We start from the raw sequence: 14,818 nt of genomic DNA, 5'->3' as shown, positions 1-14,818 counted from the left end.
TGTTCGTGCGAAAGTGAAGCGCTATGAAGCGCCATGAAGCCTGGCGCTCAGATGTCCGCTTCCACTTCGTTGCCCTTTTCTTCTAGCCAGCTGCGACGCGACGCCGCTTCGCCCTTGCCCATCAACATGGTCATGCGCGCGACCGTGGCGTCGTAGTCGAGCTCCCCCAGTGCCACAGGCGTGAGGCGGCGCGTGTCCGGGTTCATCGTGGTGTCCCACAGCTGCTCCGCGCTCATTTCGCCCAAGCCTTTAAAGCGGCTGATCGACCATTGCGATTCGCGCACGCCGTCCTTGCGCAGCTTGTCGAGAATCGCTTCCAGCTCGCCTTCGTCCAATGCGTAGAGTTTCTGTGCGGGCTTTTTGCCGCGCGCGGGCGCGTCGACGCGAAACAGCGGCGGGCGCGCGACACACACGTGGCCGCGTTCGATCAGTTGCGGGAAATGCTTGAAGAACAGCGTAAGCAGCAGCACCTGAATGTGCGACCCGTCGACGTCGGCATCCGACAGAATGCAGATCTTGCCGTAGCGCAGATTGGACAGGTCGACCTTGTCGTCCGGGCTGTGCGGGTCGACGCCGATCGCCACCGAAATATCGTGCACTTCATTGTTGGCGAACAGCCGGTCGCGCTCCGTTTCCCACGTGTTCAGCACCTTGCCGCGCAACGGCAGGATCGCCTGGTATTCCTTGTCGCGGCCCATTTTGGCCGAGCCGCCCGCCGAGTCGCCCTCGACGAGAAAGAGCTCGTTGCGGCCAATTTCCGTCGACTCGCAATCGGTCAGCTTGCCTGGCAATACGGCGACGCCCGAGCTCTTGCGCTTCTCGACTTTCTGGCCGGCACGCGTGCGCGCCTGTGCCTGCTTGATGACGAGGTCCGCGAGTTTCTTGCCGTGCTCGACGTGCTGGTTCAGCCACAATTCGAGCGCCGGCCGCGAGAACGACGACACCAGCTTGACGGCGTCGCGGCTATTCAGGCGCTCCTTGATCTGCCCCTGGAACTGCGGATCGAGCACCTTTGCCGACAGCACGAACGACACGCGGGCGAACACGTCCTCCGCCAGCAGCTTGACGCCCTTCGGCTGCAGATTATGCAGTTCGACGAAGCTCTTGACCGCCTGATACAGACCGTCGCGCAAACCGGACTCGTGGGTGCCGCCGGCGGGCGTGGGAATCAGATTGACGTACGACTCGCGCATGAGCGTGCCTTCCTCGCTCCACGCGACCACCCATGCGGCGCCCTCGCCTTCGGCGAAGGTCTCTTCGGTTGCACGCGAGTTCTCGACGTAGCGCTCGCCTTCGAACAGCGGGATCAGCAGGTCGCTGCCGTTCATGCCTTCGAGCAGATAGCCGCGCAGACCGTCTTCGTATTTCCAGCTTTGCTGCTCGCCGGTTTTTTCGTTGACGAGCGTGACTTCGACGCCCGGCAACAGCACGGCTTTCGAGCGTAGCAGACGTTGCAGCTCGCCAAGCGGCAGGTTCGGTGAATCGAAGTATTTAGGATCGGCCCACGCGGTGACGCGTGTGCCGGATTTCTTGTCCGCCTTCGTCGCGGCGCGGACCTGAAGTTCCTTTGCGACGTCGCCGTGCGCAAAGCTCAGTTCGGCGACTTTGCCTTCGCGCCACACGGTGACGTCCAGACGCGTGGACAGCGCATTGGTCACCGACACGCCGACGCCGTGCAAACCGCCCGAGAACGTGTAGGCGCCACCGGCGGCCTTGTCGAACTTGCCGCCCGCGTGCAGCCGTGTGAACACGATTTCGACGACCGGCACGCCTTCTTCCGGATGCAGACCGAATGGGATACCACGGCCGTCGTCTTCGACCGATACTGAATGGTCCGCGTGCAGCGTGACCGTGATCTGCCGCCCGTGGCCGCCGAGGGCCTCGTCCGACGCGTTGTCGATGACTTCCTGAATGATGTGCAGCGGGTTTTCGGTGCGGGTGTACATCCCGGGCCGTTGCTTGACCGGCTCGAGGCCCTTCAACACCTTGATCGACGCTTCGCTATACGCGGCGTTTGGCTTTTTCGTAGACATGGTTGACTCGGGTGCGTCGGTTCATCGTTGTCCACAGGTCCTGTGGACAGGTCCGTGGACAATGCGTTGAGTTTTCAAAAAAAGCGAAACGAAACAACGTGGTTAGGAGGGGTGCCCGCCATGCGGGCAAGCTGTTTGTCGCGTTGGCTTCCCGGCTGCATCGCTCGACAGCGAGCGCCTGGGCTTGCCTCGGCATCGGTCCGGCATTGGATGGGCCGACACCTGACCTGAAGCGAGCCTCGCTTCGGGCGGACCTCGGGTGCCGGTGCGAACGCCGGCCAAGCCTGTTCGCGGGGTATTTTACTGATTTCGAATCAGGCATCAATTCACTTGCGCTGGATTAGCCGTCTGGACAAGACGCGCCGTCCGTCAGTGTCACTTGCGCCGGTTCTCCAGTTCGTCCCAACGCTCCAGTGCGACCAGCAGTTGCTCTTCGATCGCGGCGTACCGTTCAGTGAGACGCGTGCCTTCCTGCGCGTCTTTCGCGAAGATCGAACCGTCTTCGAGTTGCGCGCCGATTGTTTTCTGCTCGGCTTCGAGCGCGGCGATTTGTTCCGGCAGCGCGTCGAGCTCACGCTGTTCCTTGAACGACAGCTTGACCGGGCGCTGCGCGGCGCGGACCGCGCCGCCGTCTTTCGGCGCTTCCCTGACCGTTTCCTTCGGCGGCTGCTGCGCGGCCGCCATTTGCAGCGAGCGATCGCGCTGGATCTGCCAGTCCGTGAAGCCGCCGACATATTCGCGCCACTTGCCGCCGCCTTCCGACGCGATCACCGAAGTGGCGACGTTATCCAGAAACGCACGATCGTGGCTGACGAGCAGCACCGTGCCGTCGTAGTCGATCAGCAGTTCTTCGAGCAGTTCGAGCGTGGGAATGTCGAGGTCGTTGGTCGGTTCGTCGAGCACGAGCACATTGGCCGGCCGTGCGAAGAGACGCGCGAGCAGCAGACGGTTGCGTTCGCCGCCCGACAGCGACTTGACCGGCGAACGCGCACGTTCCGGCGCGAACAGGAAGTCGCCGAGATAGCTCATCACGTGCTTCTTCTGATTGTTCACTTCGACCCATTCGCTGCCGGGGCTGATGGTGTCCGCGAGACTCTTTTCCAGATCGAGCTGCGCGCGCATCTGGTCGAAATACGCGACCTGCAGATTGGTGCCGACCCGCACGTTGCCTTCGTCCGGCGGCAAGTCGCCGAGAATGATCTTGAGCAGCGTGGTCTTGCCCGCGCCATTCGGGCCGACAAAGCCGATCTTGTCGCCACGCATGACGGTGGCCGTGAAATGGTCGACGACCGTGCGCGAACCATAGCGCTTGGTGACGTCCGTCAATTCGGCGACGATCTTGCCGGACTTCTCGCCCTGACCGACGTCGAGCTTCACGTTGCCCTGCACGTTGCGACGCTCGGCGCGCTCATTGCGCATCTGCACGAGCCGCGCGATCCGGCCGACGCTGCGCGTATGCCGCGCCTCGACGCCCTTGCGAATCCACACTTCTTCCTGCGCGAGCAGTTTGTCGAACTTGGCCGCTTCCACCTGCTCGATTTCGAGTTGCTGTGCCTTGCGCGTCTGGTAAGCGGAGAAATTGCCCGGATACGACAGCAAACGCCCGCGATCCAGTTCGATGATGCGGGTGGCGACCCGATCCAGAAACGCGCGGTCGTGGGTAATGAAGAGCAGACCCGCGCGCAGCGACACCAGCAGGTCTTCGAGCCAGCGAATGCCGTCGAAATCCAGATGGTTGGTCGGCTCGTCCAGCAGCAGCACGTCCGGCTGCACGACCAGCGCGCGAGCCAGCGCAACGCGCTTTTGCATACCGCCCGACAGGGACCCCACCCGCGCTTCCCCGTTCAGGCCGATCTGCTGCAGCGTGGTGGCCACGCGCGTGCTCCAGTTCCACGCGTCCGCATGATCGAGCGACGATTGCAGCGTGTTCATGCGCGCCATGAGCGCGTCGTGTGTCGCGCCTTCAGGCTCGTCGGCAAGCTGATTGGCCACCGCGTCGTATTCATCCAGCAGTGCGCGGGCGTGGGTCAGGCCGGCCGCGACCGCCTCGAACACGGTGTCGTCCGTGTCGAACTCGGGCTCCTGCGGCACGTAGACTGTGGTCAGGCCCTGCTGACGCGTGACCAGACCGTCGTCCGGCTTTGCCAGATCGGCGACGATTTTCAGCAGCGACGACTTGCCCGCGCCGTTGCGGCCAATCAGACCGACGCGCTCGCCCGCTTCGAGAGAGAAATCCGCGTGATCGAGCAACGCGACGTGACCGAAGGCCAGTTGGGCTCCGGTAATGGTGTAAAGCGACATGGGAATGGGGATTGGAGAAGACAGCGATGCGCCGGAACTGCCCATTGTACCGGGCGCACGTGCCGCTGCCTGTATGCCGGAAGAGATAGATCGAACGGCCGGCTTGCGCGTGGCCGCAACGCTGGCCGGCGGCTCGCGCCAGCGGGACGCGATGGGGAGGATACGTCCGGGCGAGCCCTGCACGTATCCGCGTGTTTCTTGTCATTCCGGCTCAGGGGCTGCCGTCTCCGGTTACCTGCCGTTGGCGCTTACCTGACGTGCACCGTGATCGTCTTGCTCATTTCGGGCCCGTAAGAACGATGCGCGCCGTCGCCGAATTGCAGCGTCAGCGTGTGGTCGCCGGGCGGCAGCGTCAGGTCCGTTTCCGTTTGACCTTTGCCAAAGTGCAACGACCTGTCGGTGGCCGGAATGACCTCGCCCTTCGGCAACGGTTTGCCGTCGATCAGCAGATGATGGTGACCCGTGCCGTCCGCGATCGTGCCGGCCGGCGCGATCTTCATACCGTCGACGGCAAACACCACGTGCACCGGATTGCTGACGGTCGCGCCGTCGGCAGGCTGCACGAACGAAACACTCGCTGCCTGCGCGACGCCTGATACCGCGAGCCACCCAGCCAACGCCGCACCGGCCATCCACTTGTTCCTGAACATTGTTTTTCTCCTGGTTGGAAAACGAATGCGGGCGCTGCGCGCATGCCGAGGGTTGCGCGCATACCGGCACGGCCATTGGTTCGCATGCCACTTCGCTTGTGACAGATTGTCGCGAAATCGATGTGGCCGTCGCCTGCGCCGGTTCGGCGCACCGCTTCGAAACACAGCATACACGGTGTATCTGACGGAACTCGCAGAACGCCGCTCGTCATGACGATCGACGCCCGGCGCCCGCGCGAGCGTCGCTATTTATTTCGCGATTGACAAATTCCGGTAGTATTGCGGGTCGCCGCAGTGCCTAAAAAAGGGGCACACCGAGCGGATCATTGCCTTTACCAAACAAGAGTACGTCGTGAGCGAAGTTATCGAACTGATTGAATATAAGAGCTGGGTCTGCCTGATTTGCGGCTGGATCTACAACGAAGAAGAGGGTCTGCCCGAAGAAGGCATTGCGCCGGGCACCCGTTTCGCCGCTATCCCGGAAGACTGGCGTTGCCCGCTGTGCGACGTCAGCAAGGCTGAGTTCGCCGTGGTGGAGTTTTGAAGCGGATCGTCTGAATCCGCGCGTTCGGGCGATATGGCCTGATTGAGCGCGGCAAGCGTCCTACCCATGCGCACGGTTCCGTACGGCCCAGCGGGCGTCCTCGCTGGGCCGTCTGCTTTTGTGCGTGCCGGTTCCATGACCGCCACACTGCAAGATGGCGCTCGCTGCACCGCGCGCGCCGGCCTTTCTCGCGGCCGCGCGCGTTTGCTATACTCTGCGCTCGCCGGCGAATTTGATCTCCTGTTCTTGCCCAGCTTGTCCTGCAGCAGGATTGCAGCGATCATTCCGGTTTGGTCCTCTCCCTGTAGTTCAATGGATAGAACAAGTGCCTCCTAAGCGCTAGATACAGGTTCGATTCCTGTCAGGGGGACCAGCCCAGCAACGCCGCGCTTCACTCCTCATCTCACCACCTCACCCTCACCGCCTCACCCGTCCACACCCGGCGCGCGCAACAGATCCTTCCGCACCCGCGTGCGCCTTGATGGCCTGCAAAAGCGGATCAACGGACGCTCGACCCATCGATAACACGCGAGCCCCACCGCAGTAGCAACCAGCACCACCAGCAAACAGGCCAGATCGCCGGGCAGCCGATGCCGCCTGTCGAGCACCTGCAGCACCTTCGCCGCAATCGGCACCGAAAACACGTGCGTCAGATATAGCGAGTAAGAAGCGTCGCCGATGCGTTCGAGCAGCGCGCTCCATCGCACCCTGTCTTCCAGCGCCAACCCGGCCACCACCACGGCGAGCGCCGGCAGCCCGAACACGAGAAAACGGTTTGTGTCGGTGAGCGTCGGCGCAAACACCTTTCCGGCAACGGCGACCGCCACCAGCAGGAGCCCTGCGACGCGGACCGGAACCGTGCGTCCGGACGCATACAGCCATCCGACGCAACAGCCGAACACGAATTCGAGCACGATCGGATTCGTGTAGAAATCCAACGCGACGCTGCCGTCGAGAAGCCAGCGCAATGAACAACTCAGCAACAGCAACGCGGACACCAGCAGCAACCGGTAACGCGTCGCGCACATGGCCAGCATGAAGACGATGTAGAACCACATCTCATAGTTCAGCGTCCAGCCGACACCCAGCACCGGCGCGGTAATATGCGCCCAGTTCAGCGAAGGGAAAAAGAGAAACGACGTAATGGCATGCCACGCGATGAAGTGCGCATTGCCAAACGCGCCGGGCACCACGAGAAGCAGCGCAATAAAGAGCGCCGTCAGCAGCCAGTAGAGCGGCACGACCCGCGCAAGGCGCGCTGCCATGAACGTTCGGGCAGACGCCCATCCCACCGGCTCGCCATGGGTCACCATCGCCATTACGAATCCGGAAATGACGAAGAACACGTCGACGCCAATTTCGCCGTAGCGCGACACGCGCGCGAACAGTTCCGGCAACCAGCCGTACACGAGCACATTGCCGTTGGTGTGGAAGGCGACCACGCCCAGCGCGGCCAGCGCCCGTAAGGTCTGGATGGAGCGGTACTTCCTGATGCTTTGCATACCCTTCGAATCGATTCAATCAGTCAGCGCGTCATGGTATATCAGCTGGGCTGTCGTACCGCTCCGACACTCACCGGCATACTCAAGGCCGTTTCGGGATCATCAGGCCTCGCTCCACCGCCGGCCGTGCGACGAAAGCGGCCAGCACGCGCTGCACATTTGGAAAGTCTTCAATGCCGACGAGTTCGGCCGCGTCATAGAAACCAATCAGATTGCGTACCCACGGGAACGTGGCGATGTCGGCGATCGAGTAGGCATCGCCGAGAAGCCAGTCGCGCCCTTCGAGACGCCCTTCCAGCACGCCGAGCAGGCGCTTCGCTTCGGCCACGTAGCGGTCGCGCGGACGCTTGTCTTCGTAATCCTTGCCCGCGAATTTGTGGAAGAAGCCAAGCTGGCCGAACATCGGGCCTATGCCGCCCATCTGGAACATCAGCCACTGAATGGCTTCGTAGCGCCCTGCAGCGTGCTGCGGAATCAGTTGGCCTGACTTGTCGCCCAGATAGATCAGGATTGCGCCGGATTCGAAAAGCGCTAGCGGCTTGCCGTCCGGCCCGTTGGGATCGATGATCGCGGGAATCTTGTTGTTCGGATTCAACGACAGGAACTCCGGCGTCAACTGGTCGTTCGCGTCGAAACGCACGAGATGCGGCTCGTAAGGCAAGCCGGTTTCCTCGAGCATGATCGACACCTTCACCCCGTTTGGCGTGGGCAGCGAATAGAGCTGGATCCGCTCAGGATGCTCAGCGGGCCATTTCTTCGAGATCGGGAAAGCAGAGAGATCGGTCATGTGGTGGTGTGAACCTTCAGGCAGAAGAAGTGAAAGCGCGTGATGATTGCGCCCAGTCTAAACGCGACGCACGTTGCGCGGAACTTCGCTTCGACCATCCCGCCTTGGCCAAATATGCGTTAAACCATAGAAAAAGGCGCCGAAGCGCCTTTTTCAGGGACTGCCAAACGTCCGCCGTACTTACGGCGCGTTGCGCTTGGCATTGTCCTTCGCATCTTCCTTGGCGTCGCCGTAGGCCTTCTGGACCTTGCCGGCGCCCTGCTGCATGTCGCCCTTCAATTCCTTCGCGGGATTGTCAGTGGCCTTGCCAACGGCTTCGTTGACCTTGCCCTTGATCTGTTCGCCCACACCCTTCACCTGGTCTTTGTTCATGGTTCGGCTCCACTATCTGGAATGCCGGCGCGATATTACGCCAGTTACCTTGCTGAGCAACGCGTATGCCCGGGTGAGCCGGCGACTATCGATCGACCCACCTTTTTGCCACCGAATATGCAATCGGACTAAAGTCGCGCCGCGTCCAGCCGTAATGCAACAAAGGAGACGGCATGGGCAGCATGAGCATCAACATCAAGTTTTCAGGGTCGACGCATGCAGCACTGATCGATCAGGACATCGCGCACATTGCGCGCGTGATGCGGCCATCTTTACACGGTGACCCCGGTAGGCCGATTCTGACCGTCGCCTATTGGCGCAAGCGTCTGTATCAATTACTCGATACGGGCAACCTCTCTCACGCGCAATTGCGCGCAGTCGACAGCTTTCTGCTGCAGCTCGATCGATTCGAAGCCGAGCCTCTTACTGCATGGGACGGCCTCCCGGCAGCCCCCGCTCCGTTTCCGGCCACTTCTTCGCCGGACGTGGCCCAGATCGGCGTTTAGCTTCCCGCCGCTGCGACCGCGTAACGCCGCAAACCGAACTTAAACGGGAAAAAGGCCGCAAACCGGCTGCGGCCAACAACACGTCGCAACGCTGGGAATCGCGTCACGGAGCTAGCGTACATGTATGAATGTGACAGGCACGTTTAGACGATGCGCATCCGCGCAAACGGAAAATTTCTGCCAAACGGCGCTGCGGTCGACGAAAATGGGACGACATTAGGTCATAATGTCCGCAAAAATTCCCAGCAAGGACGCCCGTGACCGTCGCCGTACCACTCGACCTGCTCCGACAGGCGCGAGCCCGCTTCACTCAACGTGAAATTGCCGCGCATGTCGGCAAGGACATCAAGACGGTTCGTCGATGGGAAAAGGGCGACACGCCCTGTCCGGCCATGCTGGAACCGGCGCTGCGCGATCTGCTGCAAAGCGGTGCGCAAATACGAGACCGCGTTGCTGACTCCGGCAACGAGGCCCGATTCCGCTTCATCGACCTGTTCGCGGGTATTGGCGGAATTCGCATGGGTTTCGAAGCGCACGGCGGCGAGTGCGTTTTTACCAGCGAATGGAACGATTTCTCGACAAAAACCTATCGCGAGAACTATCCCGGAGGCAAAGAGCACACGCTAATCGGCGATATCGTTTCTTTCCGCGCCGAAGACGTGCCGAGCCACGACGTCCTGCTCGGCGGCTTTCCCTGCCAGCCGTTCTCGATTGCCGGCGTCAGCAAGAAAAACGCGCTTGGCCGCCCGCACGGGTTCGAGTGCACCACGCAGGGCACGCTCTTTTTCGACGTCGCGCGGATCATCGCGGCCAAGCGGCCGGCGGCCTTTCTGCTGGAGAACGTGAAAAATCTGCTTTCCCACGACAAAGGCCGTACCTTCGACGTGATTCTGCAAACCCTGCGCGACGAACTTGGCTACGACGTGCATTACCGCGTGATCGACGGCCAGCATTTCACGCCGCAGCACCGGGAGCGCATCATCATCGTCGGCTTTCGCGGCAAGACGTCGTTCACATGGGACGATCTGCGGCTACCGAGCGCGGGCCCGCGACTCGGCGCGATCCTGCATCGCACGGACGGCAGCGAACCCGTGTTGCCGTGGGATCACGACCGCTTCTTCGACCCTACGAAACGTTCCGTGCAGCCGAAGTACACGCTCACATCGAATCTCTGGACCTACCTGCAAAACTACGCTGACAAGCATCGCGCAGCCGGCAACGGCTTTGGTTTTGGGATGGCGTATCCGGACAGCATTACGCGCACGCTGTCGGCGCGCTATCACAAGGACGGCTCCGAAATTCTCGTCCATCAGGGCGACACGCTTCGACCGCGTCGCCTTACGCCCCGCGAATGCGCGCGGCTCATGGGCTTTCCCGACACTTTCCGGATTCCCGTCAGCGATACGCAGGCTTACAGGCAGTTCGGCAACAGCGTCGTGATGCCGGTGATGCGGGAAGTGGCGCGCATCATGCTGCCGAATCTGCAGACTCTGCTCGCGAAGGAAACGCATGATGGTTCGAAGCAAGCCCTTTCGCTGTACGCCTGACTCACGCATTCGACCAGGCCGGGACGCCCACATCGCACGGAACCGGGGCAGCGGCCGCCCAGAGCCGACAACGGGTGTGTAAAGATGGTCGATATCGTCGACAGTGCAACGCGCAGCCGGATGATGTCCGGCATTCGCGGCCGCAACACCAAGCCCGAAATCCTGATCCGCAGCCTCCTGCATCGCCGTGGTTTCCGTTTCCGCGTCGACGCGCGCGATCTGCCCGGCCGCCCCGACATCGTGCTGCCGCGCTACCGCGCCGTGGTGCTGGTGCACGGCTGTTTCTGGCACGGCCACGACTGCCATCTCTTCAAATGGCCGCAAACGCGGCCGGAGTTCTGGCGCGACAAAATCGGCTGCAACCGCAGCAACGACAACAAGGTAGGTGACGCGTTGCTCGCGCAGGGCTGGCGCGTCGCGGTAGTCTGGGAATGCGCTTTGCGTGGCGCCAATCGCGATATAGATGGCGTCTTGCAGCGGCTCGTCGACTGGCTACAAAGCGATGCGCCGCGTTTCGAGGAGCGCGGCTGAACTTGTCCGCTCCCCGCCGCATCGGTCGAATCGAGGGAATGGCTGGTGATACACTCGATTGGCTACCCGGGTGTGTTCCGTCCCGCCGCGTGGCGATCGCTCACACCCGATCGTCAAACCCCGGTGCTCGAAACCGGACGCCCGACCATCCCAGAACCACTCAAGAAGGGAGGCACACAATGGCTGATTTCCGTCTCTGGTCCGACGATTTTCCCAACAACGGCTTCATGCCGAAAGCCCACGAATATCACGACAAGGCGTTTGGCGTGGATGGCGAGAACATCTCGCCCGCCCTTCAGTGGGACGCGCCGCCGGCCGACACGAAGAGCTTCGCGCTGACCGTCTACGATCCGGATGCACCGACCGGCAGCGGCTTCTGGCATTGGGTCGTGGTCAACATTCCCGCCGACGCACGCTCGCTGCCGCGTAATGCCGGCAAGGCGGACGGCTCGCTGCTGCCGCAGGGCGCGCTGCAGTTGCGCAACGACTACGGCACAGCCGGCTTCGGCGGCACCGCGCCGCCGCGCGGCGACAAGGCACACCGCTACATCTTCCGCCTGCATGCGCTGAAGGTGGCGCATCTGCCGATCAGCGCAGACGCCACGAACGCGGTCGGGCGCTTCATGACGCACCTGAACGAACTCGACTCGACCACGCATACCGGTCTGTACGAACTCAAGTAAAAGCCGGGACCCGGTGTCGTCGCCCTTGCGCGCCGGCACCGTCTCTGAAGGCCGCCGGACGCCGCACGCTGTCGGCAGCCGACCACGCGCGTGGCGCGCGCCGGCATCGTGCCACATGCCGGCCGCCTCATCACAAATCGAAAAATTCGATGCACGCACAACCATCGCGCGAAGACGGCGCCTCGCCAGACCCGCAAGCCAACGCGGCCTCGGCACAGCCGTCGTTCGCGGACAGTCCCGAGCAGGGGCTGCCGATTCCGCAGCGCTACTGGGCGATGCTCGTCATCGCGTTGTCGCTCACGCTCGCGGTGCTCGACAGCGCCATTGCGAACGTCGCGCTGCCGACCATCGCGCGCAATCTGCACGCAAGCGCCGCCGGCTCGATCTGGGTCGTCAATGCCTACCAGCTGGCAATTACCATTTCGCTGCTGCCGCTCGCGTCGCTCGGCGACCGCATCGGCTACCGGCGCATTTATCTCGCGGGACTGATGCTGTTCACGGTGGCGTCGTTCGGCTGCGCGCTGTCCACGTCGCTGCCGATGCTCGCGCTCGCCCGCGTCGTTCAGGGCTTCGGCGCGGCGGGCATCATGAGCGTGAATACGGCGCTCGTGCGCATGATCTATCCGCCCGCGCATCTCGGCCGCGGTATCTCGGTGAATGCAATGGTGGTCGCGGTGTCGTCGGCGGTCGGCCCGACGATCGCCTCGGGCGTACTGGCCGTCGCCACGTGGCCGTGGCTCTTCGCGATCAACGTGCCGATCGGCATTGCGGCGATCGTCGGCGGCTTGAAAGCGCTGCCGATGAATCCCGGTCACGAGTCGCCGTACGATTACCTGAGCGCGGTCATGAACGCATTCGTGTTCGGCCTGTTGATCTTCGCTGTCGACGGTCTCGGCCACGGCGAGCGCCTCGCTTTCGTGGCGGCGGAACTGATCGGCGCGATCGTGATCGGCTACTTCTTCGTGCGTCGGCAGTTATCCCAGCCGGCTCCGCTCTTGCCCATCGATCTGCTGAAAATCCCCGTGTTCGCGCTCTCCATCGGCACGTCGGTGTGCTCGTTCTGCGCGCAGATGCTGGCTTTCGTGTCGCTGCCGTTCATGTTGCAGGACTCGTTAGGCATGTCGCAGGTGGAAACGGGTCTACTGATGACGCCATGGCCGGCGGTGATCATCATCGCCGCGCCGATCGCGGGCGTGCTGTCGGACAAGGTGTCGTCGGGGTGGCTGGGCGGCGTTGGACTCGCCGCAATGACCGTCGGCCTGCTATTGCTGGCTACGCTCGGCGCACATCCGGAGCCGTTCCAGATCGCATGGCGGATGGCGCTGTGCGGCGCGGGTTTCGGCATCTTCCAGTCGCCGAATAACCGCACGATGCTGTCGTCCGCGCCGCGAGAGCGCAGCGGCGGCGCGAGCGGCATGCTCGGCACCGCGCGCCTCACCGGGCAGACGGTTGGCGCGGCACTGGTCGCGCTGATTTTTGGCCTCGCGCCCCGCTCGGGGCCTGTCGTCACCTTGTACGTGGCCGCATGTTTTTCGGCGGTCGCCGCGGTGGTCAGCACCATGCGCGTTCGACATGGAGCCACCGCTCGAACTGCGTGATCGCATAGGGTGTCGACCCGCAGAGATCACGCAGGCGACGGTCGGCCGACACGCCTCCGATACTCCGCTAATACTCGGCCGACATCAGGCCTCCATAGCACACAGACAAAAGGGCAAAACTCGCGACGTAGCAAGCTTTGCCCTTCATTAATGCGATTTCGGTTCGACACTGCATTCGACGTGACAAGCTCGCGCGGCGCGAACCCGCCGCACGGCCGTCCAACCACTTACGACGAGGCCGTCACGTCAGCGAGCTTTACCGCTTTGGCTGTCACCTTGGATGCGGTCGCAACATGGCGCAGGTCGCCGAGGAACGTGTCGCGCCACACTGACAGATTGTTTTCGCGCATCGGCGCCATCATGTCCGCGTGCCGCACCTGACGTTCGGCGAGCGGCATCGACAATGCACGCTCGAGCGCCTCGGCCATTTGCGACAGATCAAACGGATTCACGACCAGCGCACCTGGCAGCTGCTCGGCAGCGCCGGCGAACTGCGACAGCACCAGCACGCCAGGATCCGCCGGGTCCTGCGACGCCACGTATTCTTTCGCGACCAGATTCATACCATCGCGAAGCGGCGTCACATAGCCCACCTGCGACTGTCGGAACAACGCCATCAGCAGATTGCGCTCGTACTTGCGGTTCAGATACTGGATCGGCGTCCAGTCCAGTTGGGCGAAACGGCCATTGATGCGCCCCGCCTCGCCTTCCAGCGTCTGACGGATGCGTTGATACGTGGTCACGTCGGCGCGTGTCGGCGGCGCGATCTGCACCAGTGACACGCGTCCATGCCAACCCGGTGCGTTCAGCAGCAACCGTTCGAATGCCTGAAAACGCTCGACCAGCCCTTTCGAATAATCCAGCCGGTCGACGCTCATGATCAGCTTGCGGCCACGCATCCCATCGCGCAGGCTTTTCACCGGCTTGCGGTCGGTGAACTGTTCGGCCGCCTTGGCGATGGCATCCGGATAGATACCGATCGGGTAAGCCGCCACTTTCAGGAAGCGGTTGTACGCGTGCACCATGCCGTCTTCGCTCGAGGTGCCGTGCTGGCCGCGCTCGATGAAATCGACAAACGACTGGCGATCCGCTTCAGTCTGAAAGCCGATCACGTCGTAGCTGCACATCGCTTTGACCAGCTCTTCGTGCGGCGGAATCGTGCGCAGCACTTCTGGCACCGGAAACGGAATATGCAGGAAAAAGCCAATCGGATTCTTGACGCCGAGTTCGCGCAGGCAGCGTGCGAACGGCAGCAGGTGATAGTCGTGAACCCAGATGATGTCGTCGGGCTTGAGCAACTCCTTGAGTTGCTTTGCAAGCGTGGCGTTCACGCGCTGGTAACCCGCGTACTCCTGGCGGTCATAGCGCGACAGGTCGTTCCGATAGTGAAACGTCGGCCACAGCGTCGCATTCGAAAAGCCGCGGTAGTACTGGTCGTAGTCCCGCTTCGTCAGACCTACGGTTGCGTAGGTGACGTTACCCTGCTTCTCGATCACCGGAGACGACGGCTCCGCCACCGTGTCGCCACTCCAGCCGAACCAGACGCCGCCGGTTTCCTTGAGCGCATCCAGAACGCCAATCGCGAGGCCGCCCGCTGCGGGACGGCCTTCCTGCGTCGGCGCGACACGATTCGATACCACGATCAGTCTGCTCATTGGTGCTCCACCTAGTTCAGTTGTTTCGTTGCATACGGATATGTGCCAAAAAGGTGCATGCAAGTCGCGTGCCGTTTTTCATCGCCGACGGAATAAAAATGTATGCAAA

The 14,818-nt window shown here is 62.4% G+C and carries 13 protein-coding genes and 1 tRNA gene; 7 read left to right on the top strand and 7 right to left on the bottom strand.

Annotated elements, in window-relative coordinates:
- Nucleotides 1–47 precede the first annotated feature (47 nt).
- The 3 genes from AAGS40_RS03990 to AAGS40_RS03980 form a co-directional block, all read right to left on the bottom strand.
- On the bottom strand, nucleotides 48–2,033 hold the full coding sequence (locus tag AAGS40_RS03990) for a DNA topoisomerase IV subunit B (RefSeq protein WP_345813320.1): 1,986 nt from the start codon (nucleotides 2,031–2,033) through the stop codon (nucleotides 48–50).
- 375 nt (nucleotides 2,034–2,408) lie between these two features.
- On the bottom strand, nucleotides 2,409–4,334 hold the full coding sequence (locus AAGS40_RS03985; protein WP_345813318.1) for an ATP-binding cassette domain-containing protein: 1,926 nt from the start codon (nucleotides 4,332–4,334) through the stop codon (nucleotides 2,409–2,411).
- 248 nt (nucleotides 4,335–4,582) lie between these two features.
- Nucleotides 4,583–4,984: a DUF4399 domain-containing protein gene (locus AAGS40_RS03980; RefSeq protein ID WP_345813316.1), complete on the bottom strand. Its 402-nt coding sequence runs from the start codon at nucleotides 4,982–4,984 to the stop codon at nucleotides 4,583–4,585.
- Nucleotides 4,985–5,336: 352 nt separating this feature from the next.
- Between AAGS40_RS03980 and AAGS40_RS03975 the strand changes: the two genes are divergently transcribed.
- Both AAGS40_RS03975 and AAGS40_RS03970 read left to right on the top strand, forming a co-directional pair.
- Nucleotides 5,337–5,528, top strand: a complete 192-nt coding sequence (locus AAGS40_RS03975; RefSeq protein ID WP_345813314.1) for a rubredoxin — start codon at nucleotides 5,337–5,339, stop codon at nucleotides 5,526–5,528.
- Between the two features lie 298 nt (nucleotides 5,529–5,826).
- A tRNA-Arg gene (locus AAGS40_RS03970) sits at nucleotides 5,827–5,901 on the top strand.
- 52 nt (nucleotides 5,902–5,953) lie between these two features.
- On the opposite strand, the gene AAGS40_RS03965 is transcribed toward AAGS40_RS03970, so the two are convergent.
- The 3 genes from AAGS40_RS03965 to AAGS40_RS03955 form a co-directional block, all read right to left on the bottom strand.
- A complete protein-coding gene (locus AAGS40_RS03965) occupies nucleotides 5,954–7,030 on the bottom strand; it encodes an acyltransferase (RefSeq protein WP_345813312.1) in 1,077 nt (358 codons plus the stop codon).
- Nucleotides 7,031–7,112: 82 nt separating this feature from the next.
- Nucleotides 7,113–7,817: a glutathione binding-like protein gene (locus AAGS40_RS03960; protein ID WP_345813310.1), complete on the bottom strand. Its 705-nt coding sequence runs from the start codon at nucleotides 7,815–7,817 to the stop codon at nucleotides 7,113–7,115.
- Between the two features lie 180 nt (nucleotides 7,818–7,997).
- Nucleotides 7,998–8,189, bottom strand: a complete 192-nt coding sequence (locus tag AAGS40_RS03955; RefSeq protein ID WP_345813307.1) for a CsbD family protein — start codon at nucleotides 8,187–8,189, stop codon at nucleotides 7,998–8,000.
- Nucleotides 8,190–8,362: 173 nt separating this feature from the next.
- Here AAGS40_RS03955 and AAGS40_RS03950 point away from each other — a divergent pair, with 173 nt between their 5' ends.
- The 5 genes from AAGS40_RS03950 (at nucleotide 8,363) to AAGS40_RS03930 (ending at nucleotide 13,054) form a co-directional block, all read left to right on the top strand.
- Nucleotides 8,363–8,695, top strand: a complete 333-nt coding sequence (locus tag AAGS40_RS03950) for a hypothetical protein (protein ID WP_345813306.1) — start codon at nucleotides 8,363–8,365, stop codon at nucleotides 8,693–8,695.
- Between the two features lie 257 nt (nucleotides 8,696–8,952).
- Nucleotides 8,953–10,242: a DNA (cytosine-5-)-methyltransferase gene (dcm, locus tag AAGS40_RS03945; protein ID WP_345813305.1), complete on the top strand. Its 1,290-nt coding sequence runs from the start codon at nucleotides 8,953–8,955 to the stop codon at nucleotides 10,240–10,242.
- Between the two features lie 84 nt (nucleotides 10,243–10,326).
- Complete coding sequence (locus AAGS40_RS03940; protein WP_345813304.1) at nucleotides 10,327–10,773, top strand: very short patch repair endonuclease; 447 nt, start codon at nucleotides 10,327–10,329, stop codon at nucleotides 10,771–10,773.
- 179 nt (nucleotides 10,774–10,952) lie between these two features.
- Nucleotides 10,953–11,456: a YbhB/YbcL family Raf kinase inhibitor-like protein gene (locus AAGS40_RS03935; RefSeq protein WP_345813303.1), complete on the top strand. Its 504-nt coding sequence runs from the start codon at nucleotides 10,953–10,955 to the stop codon at nucleotides 11,454–11,456.
- Between the two features lie 149 nt (nucleotides 11,457–11,605).
- A complete protein-coding gene (locus tag AAGS40_RS03930; RefSeq protein ID WP_345813302.1) occupies nucleotides 11,606–13,054 on the top strand; it encodes an MFS transporter in 1,449 nt (482 codons plus the stop codon).
- A 227-nt stretch (nucleotides 13,055–13,281) separates the two neighbouring features.
- On the opposite strand, the gene otsA is transcribed toward AAGS40_RS03930, so the two are convergent.
- Nucleotides 13,282–14,709 carry an alpha,alpha-trehalose-phosphate synthase (UDP-forming) gene (otsA, locus tag AAGS40_RS03925; protein ID WP_345813301.1) on the bottom strand — a complete coding sequence of 476 codons (1,428 nt, stop codon included), beginning with the start codon at nucleotides 14,707–14,709 and terminating at the stop codon, nucleotides 13,282–13,284.
- Nucleotides 14,710–14,818 lie beyond the last annotated feature (109 nt).

Source organism: Paraburkholderia sp. PREW-6R (assembly GCF_039621805.1).
Taxonomy (GTDB): Bacteria; Pseudomonadota; Gammaproteobacteria; order Burkholderiales; family Burkholderiaceae; genus Paraburkholderia.
Note: the sequence above shows the minus strand (reverse complement) of the source record. Positions and strands in the feature narration are given on the sequence as shown.

What these genes read in the sequence shown, in the direction of transcription:
- AAGS40_RS03980 (WP_345813316.1), bottom strand. Translation starts at nt 4,984, where the DNA reads ATGTTCAGGAACAAGTGGATGGCCGGTGCGGCGTTGGCTGGGTGGCTC.
- AAGS40_RS03955 (WP_345813307.1), bottom strand. Translation starts at nt 8,189, where the DNA reads ATGAACAAAGACCAGGTGAAGGGTGTGGGCGAACAGATCAAGGGCAAG.
- AAGS40_RS03935 (WP_345813303.1), top strand. Translation starts at nt 10,953, where the DNA reads ATGGCTGATTTCCGTCTCTGGTCCGACGATTTTCCCAACAACGGCTTC.
- AAGS40_RS03990 (WP_345813320.1), bottom strand. Translation starts at nt 2,033, where the DNA reads ATGTCTACGAAAAAGCCAAACGCCGCGTATAGCGAAGCGTCGATCAAG.
- AAGS40_RS03965 (WP_345813312.1), bottom strand. Translation starts at nt 7,030, where the DNA reads ATGCAAAGCATCAGGAAGTACCGCTCCATCCAGACCTTACGGGCGCTG.
- AAGS40_RS03950 (WP_345813306.1), top strand. Translation starts at nt 8,363, where the DNA reads ATGGGCAGCATGAGCATCAACATCAAGTTTTCAGGGTCGACGCATGCA.
- otsA (WP_345813301.1), bottom strand. Translation starts at nt 14,709, where the DNA reads ATGAGCAGACTGATCGTGGTATCGAATCGTGTCGCGCCGACGCAGGAA.
- AAGS40_RS03985 (WP_345813318.1), bottom strand. Translation starts at nt 4,334, where the DNA reads ATGTCGCTTTACACCATTACCGGAGCCCAACTGGCCTTCGGTCACGTC.
- AAGS40_RS03930 (WP_345813302.1), top strand. Translation starts at nt 11,606, where the DNA reads ATGCACGCACAACCATCGCGCGAAGACGGCGCCTCGCCAGACCCGCAA.
- AAGS40_RS03940 (WP_345813304.1), top strand. Translation starts at nt 10,327, where the DNA reads ATGGTCGATATCGTCGACAGTGCAACGCGCAGCCGGATGATGTCCGGC.
- AAGS40_RS03960 (WP_345813310.1), bottom strand. Translation starts at nt 7,817, where the DNA reads ATGACCGATCTCTCTGCTTTCCCGATCTCGAAGAAATGGCCCGCTGAG.